Origin of the sequence: Acidovorax facilis, from assembly GCF_050626955.1 — a bacterium.
In the GTDB taxonomy this organism is placed as follows: domain Bacteria; phylum Pseudomonadota; class Gammaproteobacteria; order Burkholderiales; family Burkholderiaceae_C; genus Acidovorax; species Acidovorax facilis.
In genome coordinates, this window is record NZ_CP192460.1 from 5,441,002 (window position 1) to 5,454,444 (window position 13,443).

Annotated in this window: 14 protein-coding genes; 4 read left to right on the forward strand and 10 right to left on the reverse strand. The window is 63.8% G+C overall.

Annotated elements, in window-relative coordinates:
* Positions 1-5 precede the first annotated feature (5 nt).
* The gene (gene flgB, locus ACQ4MJ_RS25065) at positions 6-464 is read right to left on the reverse strand and encodes a flagellar basal body rod protein FlgB (RefSeq protein WP_431150866.1); all 459 of its coding nucleotides are present in this window, start codon (positions 462-464) and stop codon (positions 6-8) included.
* A gap of 220 nt (positions 465-684) precedes the next feature.
* On the opposite strand from flgB, the gene flgA reads away from it, so the two are divergent.
* The 3 genes from flgA (at position 685) to ACQ4MJ_RS25080 (ending at position 2,345) form a co-directional block, all read left to right on the forward strand.
* Positions 685-1,485, forward strand: coding sequence for a flagellar basal body P-ring formation chaperone FlgA (flgA, locus tag ACQ4MJ_RS25070; protein WP_228898966.1), 801 nt, complete (start codon positions 685-687; stop codon positions 1,483-1,485).
* 93 nt (positions 1,486-1,578) lie between these two features.
* Positions 1,579-1,899 (forward strand): flagellar biosynthesis anti-sigma factor FlgM, encoded by a 321-nt coding sequence (gene flgM, locus ACQ4MJ_RS25075; RefSeq protein WP_121508442.1) that lies wholly within the window; start codon positions 1,579-1,581, stop codon positions 1,897-1,899.
* A 71-nt stretch (positions 1,900-1,970) separates the two neighbouring features.
* A complete protein-coding gene (locus ACQ4MJ_RS25080) occupies positions 1,971-2,345 on the forward strand; it encodes a hypothetical protein (RefSeq protein ID WP_121508443.1) in 375 nt (124 codons plus the stop codon).
* 263 nt (positions 2,346-2,608) lie between these two features.
* Here the strand turns inward: ACQ4MJ_RS25080 and ACQ4MJ_RS25085 are convergent, their stop codons facing one another.
* From ACQ4MJ_RS25085 to motA, 9 genes are all read right to left on the reverse strand, one after another.
* On the reverse strand, positions 2,609-3,325 hold the full coding sequence (locus ACQ4MJ_RS25085; RefSeq protein ID WP_121421293.1) for an RNA polymerase sigma factor FliA: 717 nt from the start codon (positions 3,323-3,325) through the stop codon (positions 2,609-2,611).
* Positions 3,326-3,619: 294 nt separating this feature from the next.
* Positions 3,620-4,417, reverse strand: a complete 798-nt coding sequence (locus ACQ4MJ_RS25090) for a hypothetical protein (protein ID WP_121421292.1) — start codon at positions 4,415-4,417, stop codon at positions 3,620-3,622.
* Positions 4,410-5,906, reverse strand: coding sequence for a flagellar biosynthesis protein FlhF (gene flhF, locus ACQ4MJ_RS25095; protein WP_431150865.1), 1,497 nt, complete (start codon positions 5,904-5,906; stop codon positions 4,410-4,412). Before flhF ends, ACQ4MJ_RS25090 begins: the two co-directional genes overlap by 8 nt.
* Positions 5,903-7,984: a flagellar biosynthesis protein FlhA gene (flhA, locus tag ACQ4MJ_RS25100; protein WP_431150864.1), complete on the reverse strand. Its 2,082-nt coding sequence runs from the start codon at positions 7,982-7,984 to the stop codon at positions 5,903-5,905. The genes flhF and flhA overlap by 4 nt, the downstream gene beginning before the upstream one ends.
* Positions 7,981-9,135, reverse strand: a complete 1,155-nt coding sequence (locus tag ACQ4MJ_RS25105; protein ID WP_055398300.1) for an EscU/YscU/HrcU family type III secretion system export apparatus switch protein — start codon at positions 9,133-9,135, stop codon at positions 7,981-7,983. The genes flhA and ACQ4MJ_RS25105 overlap by 4 nt, the downstream gene beginning before the upstream one ends.
* 231 nt (positions 9,136-9,366) lie before the next feature.
* On the reverse strand, positions 9,367-9,987 hold the full coding sequence (locus ACQ4MJ_RS25110) for a protein phosphatase CheZ (protein ID WP_121421289.1): 621 nt from the start codon (positions 9,985-9,987) through the stop codon (positions 9,367-9,369).
* A 4-nt stretch (positions 9,988-9,991) separates the two neighbouring features.
* The gene (gene cheY, locus ACQ4MJ_RS25115; protein WP_010466076.1) at positions 9,992-10,378 is read right to left on the reverse strand and encodes a chemotaxis response regulator CheY; all 387 of its coding nucleotides are present in this window, start codon (positions 10,376-10,378) and stop codon (positions 9,992-9,994) included.
* 72 nt (positions 10,379-10,450) lie between these two features.
* A complete protein-coding gene (gene motB, locus ACQ4MJ_RS25120; protein WP_055398298.1) occupies positions 10,451-11,383 on the reverse strand; it encodes a flagellar motor protein MotB in 933 nt (310 codons plus the stop codon).
* A gap of 30 nt (positions 11,384-11,413) precedes the next feature.
* Positions 11,414-12,274, reverse strand: coding sequence for a flagellar motor stator protein MotA (motA, locus tag ACQ4MJ_RS25125; RefSeq protein WP_055398297.1), 861 nt, complete (start codon positions 12,272-12,274; stop codon positions 11,414-11,416).
* A 396-nt stretch (positions 12,275-12,670) separates the two neighbouring features.
* On the opposite strand from motA, the gene rfbF reads away from it, so the two are divergent.
* Positions 12,671-13,441, forward strand: a complete 771-nt coding sequence (gene rfbF, locus ACQ4MJ_RS25130; protein WP_218301575.1) for a glucose-1-phosphate cytidylyltransferase — start codon at positions 12,671-12,673, stop codon at positions 13,439-13,441.
* Positions 13,442-13,443 lie beyond the last annotated feature (2 nt).

Below are 13,443 nucleotides of genomic sequence, written 5' to 3' on the forward strand. Positions count from 1 at the left end.
ATGGCTTATTGGCCCTGGATCGCGCTGAGCATGGTTTTGGCGTTGCCGTTGATGAAACGCAGCGTGGCTTCGTAGCGCACGGCGTTGTCGACAAAGTTGGCGCGCTCGCGGTCCAGGTCCACCGTGTTGTTGTCCAGGCTGGGCTGGGTCTGCACGGAATAACCCAGCGTGCCGGGTGCGCCGGTGCCCGTGCTGGCCGCTGGCAGCGGAATGTGGCGGGGGTCTGTGGCGCCCTTGGCCCCCAGGTTGCCCGTGGTGCCCACCGAGCCACCCGTGGCCAGGCGGGTCACGCCCGAGCCCAAGCCCGTGGCTTCGCGCATCGCATCGCCAAAGCTGAAATCGCGTGCCACGTAGCCCGGGGTGTCAGCGTTGGCGATGTTGCTGGCGATGGCGCGCTGGCGCTCGGCACGCACCACGAGTGCGTTGCCGAGAAAGTCCAGCCGGTTGGTCATCTTGTCAAGCATGGTTGCCTCACACCCTGGGTTGCAATAGGAGCCGGTTGGGGGTTTCCGGCGTGGTTCGATTGTGAAAGCCGCCGCTTTTTTCTAAAGCGCGAAGAACGCGGAAATGGGTGCGCAGTTTCGGGTTTTGCGCAGGGCTCGCCTGCCTATAGTTCCAGTCGTGAAAGAGTCTTTGCCGCCCCGCGCGGTCAGACCTGTTGACCTGCGATGCCCAGGAGGCCCCATGCCATCGATCTTCGTTTTCCCCTTCGTGTCCCCTTTGGTTCGCGCTGGCGCTCTGGCGATCGCCGGGCGGCGTGCTGTGGCTCGGCACGCTCTGGCGGTGGTGCTGGGGTTGACTGCAGTGGCTGGCAGCAGCGGGGCCGCGCTGGCCCAGGCGGCAGCCGACCCCAGTGCCGACCTGGGCCCGCTGACCCAACGCTGGCTGGATGACGCGATGTCGCGCAACCAGGCCTCCGGCTTGCCGCTGCGCATGGAAGTGAGCGTTGGCTCACTCGACTCGCGGCTGCGGCTGGCGCCGTGCGCGCGGGTCGAACCCTACCTGCCGGTCGGCGCCCGGCTGTGGGGCCGCACCCGCCTGGGGCTGCGCTGTGTCGAGGGGCAAACCGCATGGAACGTTTACCTGCCGGTGACCGTCAAGGCATTTGGCCCGGCTTGGGTGCTGACCGGCCCGGTGGCTCCGGGGACGGTGCTGACCGCCAATGACGCCACCGAGGCGGAAGTGGACTGGGCCGAAGAGTCGGCAGCCGTGATGGCCAACCCGGAAATGTGGGTCGGGCAGGTCGCCGCGCGCCAGCTGGTGGCCGGCCAGGCATTGCGCCAGACCATGGTGCGGCCCCCCCAGCTCTTTCGCGCAGGCGCCCAGGTCAAGGTGATTGCCCAGGGCCCTGGCTATGCAGTCACCTCCGCAGGGCAGGCCATGTCGGCAGGCGCTGCGGGGCAGATTGTTCGCATACGTATGGATAATGGCAGGATAGTCAGTGGAACTGTGAATGAGGTTGGGACGGTGGTCGTCGCTCTTTGATGACGGGGCGGTGATAAATGGCTAAAGTCCGGGCCAAATGGGTCGAAAACATTGCTACTGTGCCCCACATCAAACGGGGTGGTGGAGAGAGCGATGAAGATTGGTCAAAAACCGGAACTCCCGGGCGCCTTGGCGCAGACGGGGCTTGCCAAGCAAGCCAAAAGTCCTGCCAGCGCTGCTGAAGGAGCCGCCAAAGACGCTGCGGCTGTGTCAACCGCCGGTGTGCCCGTCACCGTCTCCACCGCTGCCCGTGCGCTGGACCAGACATCCCGTTCCACAGGTGATTTTGATGCGAGCAAGGTCAAGGCGGTGCGGGCTGCCATCGAAAAAGGCACTTTCTCGGTGGACGCCGAAGCCATTGCCGACAAGATGCTCTCCAACGCCCAGGAAATCCTGGCCCGCTCGCGCGGTTGATTCCTCAGCGTCCCGCACGCACCTTTATTGACAGACTTGGCAGGCAGGCGCTATCCACCCCACAATGCGCCATGTCCCTGGAAGAATCCCTCTCGGCTGTTGAACAGCTGATCGAAAAAGTCTCCGCCGCCCTTCTCGCGGCAGACCCCCAATCCCTGGAAAAGAACAGTGTGGCCCTGCGGGATGCAGCGGCCCAGTTCGCGCGTGTTCTTGAGCAGACTGCAGCCAGGGGTCTGCCCGTGCCTGCACAGCTGCAAAAACGAGCCCGGGCCATTGACGACATGCTTGCCGTGCACCGCGAAAGCCTGGCGCGCCTGGCCGTGAATGCCGATCGCCAGGTGGCAGGTTTGGTGCCGCAGGCGGGCACACCCTCCACCTACGGCGACGGTCGGGGCGCACAGGCCGGCAAGCCCGGCGTGGCCCGTATCTACAAATCGGCTGGTTGAGCCAAAAAAAGATAGCTGCTGGCGCTTGTCCCTGTTGGCTTTGAGAGGAAAAACCTCTCAAAGCCACGGATTACAAGTGCAAGCAGCTATTGTTTTGACCGTTACCAGTGAAGGCCGGAGGATTGAACTTCGATGTCTGCTCGGCGCGGTTACCCCTGAAACGGTCGCAGCCCCCGACCAGTGCCACCGTGGAACTGGCTCCGCCAGGCCACTGGTGGCGTCCCCCTTCAGGGGGAAGGCGCCGAAGGCGACTCAGGGGGTAGTCAATGCGCCCGCATCTTGGCCCGCAGGCGTGCGATGGACTGGCTGTGCAGCTGGCATACCCGAGATTCGGTCACCCCCAGCACGGCCGCGATCTCCTTGAGATTCATGTCGTGCTCGTAGTACATGCCCATGATGTGCTGCTCGCGTTCGGGCAGGGTCTTGATGGCATTCACCAGCGACATCTTGAGCCGTTGGTCGCGCAGCAATTCCAGAGGGTCTGCGTCGGCGTCTGCCACATGGCGGTCCAGAAAGCCGTCATCGTCCTCGTTGCCATGCGTCATGTCCTCCAGATACACCAGTTGTGTACCCCGAACCTTGCCGAGCAGGCTTTGGTATTCGACCAAGCTCATGCCCATCTCGCTGGCAATTTCAGACTCCAGCGGGCTGCGGCCCAGCTTCTGCTCCAGCCGGTGCACGGCGTGTTCGATGTCTTTCTGGCTCTTGCGGGAGCTGCGGCTCATCCAGTCGCCCTCGCGCAGCTCGTCGAGCATGGCGCCGCGGATGCGCTGGGTGGCAAAGGTCTCGAACTGCACACCCTGGGCCACTTCGTAGCGCGACAGGGCTTCCGCCAAGCCCATCATGCCAACCTGGATCAGGTCGTCCAGCTCCACGTTGGGAGGCAGCTTGGCGATCATGTGGTGCGCGATTCTTCGCACCAGCGGGACGTGCTGGCGGATCATCGCATCACGATCGAGCTGGCCTTTGGCGGTGTACATAGAGAGCGTGTTATGCACTTTTACGTGCCCACGAAAGCCGGGGCAAGGCCCGGCAACGAGACGCAGGACGCGCCGCAGTATCAATACTGCCAGCGGCCTGCAACGACGTGGCCGGGCCTTGCCCCGGCTTTCCCTCCGGGTTGACCCCAGAGGCAGGCACTCGCCGCGTTTCAGCACTTGTCAAGGCCCCGGCCTTGGCTGCGCACTGCGCCTTGCGATCACCAGCCTCTGGGGTCAACGTGGGTACGTAAAAGTGCATAACACGCTCTAGTCAACGGCTCCGGACAAATCAGATCAATGGCTCCGGACAAAATGCGCAGGCATGGCTGCCAAGTTGCTGGGTGGCAGCGCTGTCAGCGACTCACTGATAGTGCCCGCATTTTCCAGCAGTTGCAAGGCCAGGCGCTGGAGGTCCTGAGGGTTCTGTGTGGCGATGGTGGTCGTGCGGACGGGGCCGCCAAGGTGGCGTTCCGCGCAGTCCTGCAAGGTCATCAGTGCATGCTGGGTCTTGCGCCGTTCTGCGGGCGTGGTGCCGCGCAGCAAAGCCGCCACCATACAGGGCAGTCCTGTGTGCACCGCGATCTGTTTGAGGCTCTTGTAACTGGTCAGCACACCAGCCGAGCCGTCGCCCATCACCACCAGCGGTACGGTGGCGGTGTGCGTCAGCAGCGGCCCCAGCGTGGCCGCAGGCGCGTGCAGCACGATCAGCCCGTAGGTTCGGAAATAGGGCAGCAGACAGGGCAGGGGTGCGGTCTCGTTGCGGCTGGCCTCGCGGCTGATGCGCTGCAGGCCTTTGGCTGCGGGAATCACTGCCAGCGATGAGGCCATGGCCCCCATGTTGAGGCTGACGCCCTCGTTCCACGGCGCTTGTTGCAGCAGGTGCAGCAAACCCGGGTACTCATCCGTCTCCTGCGCTGTGCCGTCGAGCACCACGACCGGGTAGCCCAGGCGCTGCAGGCTGGCGCAGATCTGCCAGAGCGTCTCCAGCCCGGTGCCCGCGTTGTCCTGGCTGGCAACAGCCACCACGCGCAGCTCTGACTGCGGAGTGAAGCTGTGCAGGCCGGCTGCCTGATGAAAGGCGATATCAAGCATCGACCAGCCCCCGTTCGTTCATGGTGTCGGGCGAATGCGAGAAGAAGAAATTCAGGTCGGTCGCCTTGGGGTCGAAGGCCGACTTGGCAGGCGCGCGCATGGAGGTGCTGATGAGCTTGTGCGCATCGGCACGTTCCCAGTCTTCCGGCACACGCTGGCCGTTGGTCACGCCGCGCAGCACCATCTGGTGGCGGATCAGTGCGTCGATGGCGGGGCCAAGCTTCACGGCCTCGTCCACCTTGGATAAGATGGCTTGCTGGGAACCTTCGGTCTTGAATGCAGTGAGCACGTCATCGAGCGTGTCGCCATGGCAGCCCGCGTTGAGCACCAGCAGGCGGTTGACGTGGGGCAGATCCAGCACGTCCAGCATGTCGCGCTTGCGCGGGTCGCGGGGGGCCACGCCGGTGGTGTCGATCAGCACCATTTTCTTGCCGCTGAGCAGGCCCAGCAGGTCCTGCAGAGCTGCGCGGTCGTGCGCCAGATGGGCCACGATGCCCAGCATGCGGCCGTAGCTGCGCAGCTGCTCGTGCGCGCCCACGCGGTAGGTGTCCAGAGTGATCAGGCCCACGCTGCCCGGGCCATGGATGCGCGCACACAGCGCGGCCAGCTTGGCCGTGGTCGTGGTCTTGCCCACGCCGGTGGATCCCACCATCGCGAAGATGCCGCCTTGCTCATACAGCGGAGGCTCGGCCAGGTCGGTCTTGAGGTTGCGCTCCAGCACTTCCATCAGCCAGCGCACCGACTCGGCGGCCGACAGGTCTTCCGGCATGCGCTCGAGCACGGCGCGGGCCAAAGATGGGGAGTAGCCTGCACGGATCATCTTGAGCATGAGGTTGGACTGGATCGGGTTCTGGCGCGCCTGGCCCAGCCAGGCCATGGTGTTAAAGCGGTCTTCGATCAACTCCCTCATGGCATGGAGTTCATTCATCACGCTTTGCTGGTTGTTGTTCGACTGGGCCAGGTGGGCGCTGGCGGCTTCCTGCCGGCGGCGTGGAGGCTCCGGTGGAATGTCCATGGGGATGCTGCGCAGCGGGTTGTGGCGCACGACGGCGGGTGCTGGCATGCGTTCACGCTCGGGCTCCTGGTCGCGGCTGCGCTCCGACAACGTTTGTGGTTCGGCCGGGCCGTTGAGCGCCTCGTGGCGGCGGCGCAGCATGCGCTCGCGCACGTAGTCCTGGAACGACAGCGTGCTCATCGCCAGCTGCTCGGTGTCTTCCTCGACTGCGTTGCGGCCCAGGGTGCCAGCTGCGGCTGTCTGGCTGGCGCGCTGGGGGGCGCTGCGCGCCGGTGTGGGGGCCAGCAAGGGCGGGTTGCTGGACGCGCCTGCACTTCCATCCAGGGCCGACAGCGTGTCTTCGGCCGTGGCCACAACCTCGACGCCGTTGGCCGTGGGGCGGTTGGACAGGATGAGGGTGCCCTCTCCAAAGGCCATGCGCGCCTTGGCCAATGCCTCGCGGGAGGTGGGGGCGGTAAAGCGTTTGATGTTCATGCTGATGCACCTCTAAGGATCGGCCCAATGCGGATGGTGTGGGTCTCTGGGATTTCACTGTGCGCAAGCACCTGCAGCCGGGGCGCCACACGGCGCACCAGGCGGGAGATGGCGTTGCGGATCTGGTCGGGAACCAGCAGGCAGGCGGGCAGGCCCATCTCTTCCTGCTTGAGGGCCACCTCGGCGGCCTTTTGCGTGAGGATGTCGGCCACGCCGGGGTCCAGAGCCGGTCCTGCTGCGTTGCCCAGGGCTTGCACCAGCAGGCGTTCCAGGCCAGGCTCGATCGCAATCACGTTGAGTTCGCGGGTGGGGCCGTAGATCTGCTGGACGATGGCGGGCGACAGCGCAATGCGCACGCGGCGGGCCAGCTCGACCGGGTCTGTGATGCCACCAGCGTGCTCGGCCAGCGTTTCGATGATGGTCCGGATATCGCGGATGTGCACAGACTCTTCCAGCAGCAGCTGGAGGACCTTCTGGAACGTTGCGATGGAGACCATTTTGGGGACCACTTCTTCGATGAGCTTGGGGGCCAGCTTGGCCACGTGCTCCACCAGTTGCTGGGTTTCTGTGCGACTCAGAAGCTTGGCGGCTTGCACTTGCATCAAGTGTGACAAATGGGTGGCCATCACGGTTTCGGAATCAACGACGGTAAAACCCGCCATTTGTGCGGCTTCCTTCTGCCGTTCGTCGATCCAGTGGGCTGGCAGGCCAAAAGCGGGGTCGGTGGTGGGCGTGCCGATCAGGGGCGTGGTGATACCGCCGGGGTTGATGGCCAGGAACATGCCGGGGAAGGCTTCGCCTTCGCCCACCACCACGCCACGCAGCGTGATGCGGTAGCCGCTGGGCTTGAGTTCGAGGTTGTCGCGCACATGCACGGCGGGCGGCAAGAAGCCCACTTCTTGCGCAAACTTGCGGCGCACGCCCTTGATGCGGGTGAGCAGGTCGCCCTGGCGGCTCTTGTCCACCAGGCTGATCAGGCGGTAGCCCAGCTCCAGGCCCAGCAGGTCTATGGGTTGCAGGTCGTCCCAGGTGGCTTCGCCATCGCTGACCGGGGCGGGCGGTGCTTCGACTTCGGGCGGCACTTTCTGGCGTTCGTACAGCACCCAGGCGGCGTAGCCCAAGAGGCCGCCCATGGTCAGGAACACCATGTGGGGCATGCCGGGGATCACGCCCAGCAGCAGCAGGATGCCGGCGGTCACGCCCAGCACGCGGGGCGACATGAAGAGCTGCTGCACGATCTGGCGGCCCATGTCGTGGTCCTTGCCCACGCGCGAGATCACCATGGCCGCAGCCACCGAGATCAGCAGCCCGGGAATCTGTGCCACCAGCGCATCACCAATGGCCAGCAGGATGTAGCTATCAGCCGCCTGCTTGGCCGAGAGGTCGTGCTGCAAAACCCCGATGGCAAAGCCACCGATGATGTTGATGAGCAAAATCAGGATGCCGGCGACCGCATCGCCGCGCACGAACTTGGAGGCACCGTCCATGGAGCCAAAGAAGTTGGCTTCTTCCGCCACTTCGGCGCGGCGGCGCTTGGCTTCCTTTTCGTCGATCAGTCCGGCATTCAGGTCGGCGTCCACGGCCATCTGCTTGCCGGGCATGGCGTCCAGGGTAAAGCGTGCCGACACTTCGGCAATGCGCTCGGCGCCCTTGGTGATCACCACAAAGTTGATCACCACCAGGATGGCGAACACGATCAGGCCGACGGCGAAGTTGCCGCCGATCAAGAAGTGGCCGAAGGCCTCGATCACCGCACCGGCGGCGCCGGGGCCGGTGTGGCCTTCGAGCAGCACCACGCGCGTGGAGGCCACGTTCAGCGACAGGCGCATCAGGGTGGTCAGCAGCAGCACCGAGGGAAAGGCTGCGAAATCGAGCGGCCGCAGCATGTAGGCCGCCACCATCATCACCATCAGGGCCACGGCGATGTTGAGCGTGAAAAACGCGTCGAGCAGCCAGGGCGGGATGGGCAACACCATGAGCGCCAGGATCGCCACCACCAGCAGTGGTGCCGACAGGCCCTGCAGGGCGCTTGCATTGGTGCCCGCCCATTGTCGAAGAGACGTTACGGAGGTGTTCATACGGCGGCGCCTTGCACGGGAGTGCGGTTCAGCGGATCAAGTTCAGGCGGAACGAAGGGCTCCACCAGGCTGTCGGGCATGCGGCCTTCGCCACGCAGGGCGGCCTTGAGGCGGTAGACATAGGCCAGCACCTGGGCCACGGCGGTGTAGAGCGTGGCGGGAATGGCCTGGTCCAGTTCGGCATGCGCATACAACGCCCGGGCCAGCATGGGCGACTGCAGCACGGGCACGTCGTGCGCCTTGGCCACGTCGCGGATCTTGAGCGCGATGAGGTCGGTGCCGCGCGATATCACTTGGGGGGCACTCATGGTCTTTTCGTCGTACTTGAGTGCCACCGCATAGTGGGTGGGGTTCATCACCACGAAGTCGGCCTTGGGAACTGCGCCCACGCTGGCGCGGTCGGCAATCTCGCGCTGCTTCTGGCGGATGCGGCCCTTGGTGTGGGGGTTGCCGTCGGATTCCTTGTGCTCTTGCTTGACTTCCTCGTGCGACATCTTCAGGCGCGACTTGAAGAAGTAGGCCTGCAGCGGCACGTCCACTAGCGCGGCCAGGAATACGACCAGCAGCAGCAGGCTCATGCCCGAAGTCAGCCAATCAGCCAGCTGGCGAATGGCCATGGGGGAGGGCTGCAGCACCAGCATGGCCACGGTGTCGATGCTGTTGCCCATGAACTTCCAGGCCACATAGCTCAGGATCGCGGTCATCAGCACCATCTTGGCCACGTTGGCCATCTGCTGCTTGGAGAACAGGTTGGCCAGGCCCGAGATCGGGTTGAGCCGGTTGAACTGGGGCGTGATGGGCTTGAGGCTCAGGATCCAGCCGCCAGCGCCAATGGCGCTGATCAGGGCGGCGGCGCTGGTGAGGATGGCAAACACTGCACTGGCCACCAGGCCCACCACCACCATGTCCTGCAGGCGCTTGAGCATGGTGCCTGGCGCCATGACGGTGGCGGCGTCAAACGCCAGTTGCTGGCTCATGGCCAGCTGCATGTGGTCCATCAGCTGGGGCGCCAGCACCAGCAGGCAGGCGGCCCCGGCACCCAGAATCGCCAGGTGGGAGAGATCGCGCGAGCGTGCTCCCTGGCCGTCTTCGCGCGTTTTCTGCAGCTTGCGCTCTGACGCGGGTAGGCTTTTTTCTTGGCTGGATTCCATGGTGGCATGACGGCTGGTGTCATGCCATTGTCGTGAGCAGCCCGGAAATCTAAAGCTGGATAAGGGGGCTGCAGCCCCCTCTTTTCCATGCGGGCCGAAGGGGCCTTGCCTGCGTGGCCTCACCCGAAAAAGGGTGGGTGAGGCCGGGATGGAATGCTAAAAAAGATAGCTGCTAGCGCTTTGTGGATAAGCGCTAGCAGCCATTTTGACCGCAAAAAGCCCCGGACGGGCTCAGAACCCGAGGCTGGCCAGCAGGTCGTCCACCTGGGACTGGTCGGTGACCACGTCGGGGGTGTGCTCGGGGTCCACCACGGGGCCCTGCAGGTGCTGAGTGCGGGGCGGTTCGGCGGGCACCTGCGCGTTGGGTGGGGCTGTTTGAATCAACAGCTGGACCAGCTGGTCTTCAATGGTGGCCGCCAGGTTCACCACGCGGGCAATCACCTGCCCCGTGAGGTCGTGAAAGTCCTGCGCCATCATGATTTCGGTGAGGTGCGTGTCGGCTTCCTTGGTCACGCGCTCCACATCGGTCAGGAAGTTGAAGATCTCGCCCTTGGCCACGGCCGCCACCGGGTCGGCCACCAGCGAGTTGACGACCCGGCGCGTCTCGGCCGCGATGTAGTCATGCTGGGCTTTGGCCTGTTCGACGCGGTTGAGCACCTTCTCGGCCGCTTCACCCGTCAACCGCGCGATGTAGGACAGGCGGCTTTGCGCGTCGGGCAGTTCGCCCATGGAGCCGCGCAGCTTGTCGGCATAGCCCAGTTCGTTGAGCGAATCGTGCAGCTGGCGCGTCAGCTGGCCAATCTTGTGGTGTACATCGGCAGGCGGCTGGCTGTTGTCCGGTGTGTCGTCCATGGTGTCATAGCCCCATCTTTTTCAGGATCAAGGTCACTTTTTCTTCCAGCGTGGCCTTGGTGAAGGGTTTGACGATGTAACCCGCTGCGCCACCCTGGGCGGCTGCCACGATGTCTTCCTTGCGGGCTTCGGCTGTGACCATGAGGACGGGCAAGTGCTTGAGCTTGTCGTCCTTCTTGATTTCAGCCAGCAGCTGAAAGCCGTTCATGTTGGGCATGTTGATGTCCGTCACCACGAAGTCGAACTTGCTGTTGCGCAGCTTGTTCAGGGCGGCCACGCCATCTTCGGCCTCGTCGGCATCGGCAAAGCCGCTTTCCTTGAGCAGATTGCGCACGATGCGCCGCATGGTGGAGAAGTCGTCAACGATCAAAAAACGAAGGGCTGTGGTCACTTGGGACCCTTTCGGTCGAGAATTACTGTGGGCATTGTCATGGGTGGCAGGTTTGGTGACAAGTCGTAACTGTTACCTGCTTGGGGGGGGATTTTCCCGCTTTTCATTCAGCAGTTCTGTGGAAGTGATTTCGGGAATCCCTTTGCCCATGAGTCGTTCTTCGGCCTCGCGGGTCAGCACCGTGATGGTGATGCGCCGGTTGGCGGGTGCGCGCGGGTTGTTTGGCTCCAGCAGATCGCTGGCCGCCAAGCCCACCACACGTCCCAGTTTAGCGTCTGGCATGCCGGCCGACACAAGCTCGCGGCGTGAGGCATTGGCGCGGTCGGCCGACAGCTCCCAGTTGCTGTAGCCCCGGTCGCTGTTTCCGTAAGGCACGGCGTCGGTGTGCCCGGCCAGGCTGATGCGGTTTTCCACCCCGCCCAGCGCCGCCCCGATCTCGCGCAGGATGTCGCGCATGTAGGGTTTCACCAACGCGCTGCCGCTGTCGAACATGGGGCGGTTCTGGTCGTCAATGATCTGGATCTGCAGGCCGTCGGGGGTGATGTCGATGCGGATCTGCGACTTGTATTCGTTCAGGCGCGGGTTTTCAGTGATGAGCGCGTCGATCTTGGCCTCCAGGGCCTTGATGCGGTCCAGGTCCTGCTTGGCGCGCTCGGCGCGGGCGGCATCAATGCTCATGCGGCGCTGCTTGGCCTCTTCCACGTCAGAGCGACGCACTTGTCCGTGCACCTTCGAGAGATCGTTGCCCCCGCCCGGAATCACACTGGAGCTGTTGCCCGCGCCGTCGCCGCCAGTCATTGCCACCTTGAGCGGCGACGCGAAATACGCGGCGATCCCCTGCAGTTCGCCCTTGGCCGTGGAGCCCAGCAGCCACATCAGCAGGAAGAACGCCATCATCGCCGTCACGAAGTCGGCATAAGCGATCTTCCAGGCGCCACCATGCACCGCATGGCCGCCTTTCTTGATGCGCTTGATGATGATGGGCTGGAGTTTTTTTTCTGCCATGGCGTTTGGGGTTTCGCGGCGCGGACGTCGCTACTTCTTGCCTTTCACATGCCCCTCCAGCTCGGTAAAGCTGGGGCGGACGCTGGAGAAAAGCACCTTGCGACCAAATTCGATGGCCGTGGCGGGGTTGTAGCCCTGCATGCTGGCCAGCAGGGTGGACTTGATGCACTGCAATTCCTTGGCAGCATCCTCCGTCTTTTGCTCGACGAGGCCGCCCAGGGGCTCCACCACGCCATAAGCCAGCAAGATCCCGAGGAACGTGCCCACCAGCGCCGAGCCGATCATGCCGCCCAGCACCGAGGGCGGCTGGCCCACCGAGCCCATGGTGTTCACCACGCCCAGCACGGCGGCCACGATCCCGAAGGCAGGCAGGGCACCGGCCAGGCGGGCCAGCGCGGCCACGGGGGCGTGGGCTTCCTGGTGGTGGGTGTCGATCTCGCTGTCCATCAGCGCTTCGATCTCGTGGGAGTTGAGGTTGCCCGACACCATCATGCGCAGGTAGTCGGTGGTGAACTCGATCACATGGTGGTCGCTGCCCACGGTGGGGTACTTCTTGAAGATCTCGGACTCGTGGGGCGCTTCCACATCCTTTTCGATGGCCATCAGCCCTTCCTTGCGGGCCTTTTGCAGGATGTCATAGAGCATGGCCATCAGCTCCATGTAACGGGCCTTGGTGTACTTGGAGCCCTTGAGTGCCATCGGAATGGCCGCCAGGGTGGCCTTGATCACCTTGGGTTGGTTGTTCACCACGAAGGCGCCCAGTGCGCCGCCCAGAATGGTGACGATCTCGAAGGGGAGGGCCTTCAGGATCACACTGATGTTCCCCCCGTGCACGATGTACACGCCGAAGATGCAGCCTAGGCAGACAACGTAACCAATGATGACGAACATGCTGTAGACGTGTTGGGCGGCAGCCGGGGCTAAACAAGTGGGCGGGCGGAGCCGCTGGCAACGCGGCTTACCGAAGGTTACTGTAAATGTATCGGATTGATGAGTGTGGAATGCACTCAAGAGCGCCATCAACACAGGCCTTCTTCGGGAAATGGCGCCAGCGCCACACCTTTGCCTCTTTTGCCGGAGTTTTGACGGTTGTCCTGGGGCGCGGATTATGTGAAAAAATGCCTATGTCGCTTGGTGGTAGAAGGTTTGTTGCTATATAAAATATAGCGATATTCCAATTGTTTGCACCCATCTCCATCTGCGCGCGGTGTCAATCCCTGCATTTGGCCCGTATTTCCACAGTGACAGGGCCTTTTGGCGGCGCAGGGGCTGCACTATGCTGCGGGCATGAAAGCCGTACTGCTCGCGGGGGGGCTGGGAACCCGCATCTCGGAAGAGTCGCACCTGCGTCCCAAGCCCATGATCGAGATCGGTGGGCGGCCCATCCTTTGGCACATCATGAAGATGTACGCCGCCCATGGCGTCAACGATTTCATCATCTGCCTGGGTTACCGGGGCTACGTGATCAAAGAGTATTTCGCCAACTACTTCCTGCACATGTCGGACGTGACCTTTGACATGGCCAACAACCGCATGGAAGTTCACCACCGCCACGCCGAGCCTTGGCGCGTGACGCTGGTGGACACCGGCGAAAGCACCATGACGGGCGGGCGCCTGCGCAGGGTGCAGGAATACCTGCCCGAAGGCGAGCCCTTCTGCTTTACCTATGGCGACGGCGTGGCCGACCTGGACATGACCGCGCAGTTTGCCTTCCACCGCGCCCATGGCCGCCAAGCCACGGTGACGGCCGTGCAGCCCCCGGGGCGCTACGGCGCGCTGGTGCGTGACGGCGAGACCGTGGCCGGGTTCGAGGAAAAACCGCGTGGCGACGGCGGCTGGATCAACGGCGGCTTTTTTGTGCTGCAGCCCGAGGTCATCGACTACATCGACGGCGACGCCACCAGCTGGGAGCTGGAACCCATGGCCCGCCTGGCCACCAGCGGCCAGCTGCGCGCCTTTGAACACACGGGCTTTTGGCAGCCGATGGACACGCTGCGCGAGAAGAACCTGCTCGAAGACCTGTGGCAATCGGGCCGCGCACCCTGGAAGTGCTGGTAACC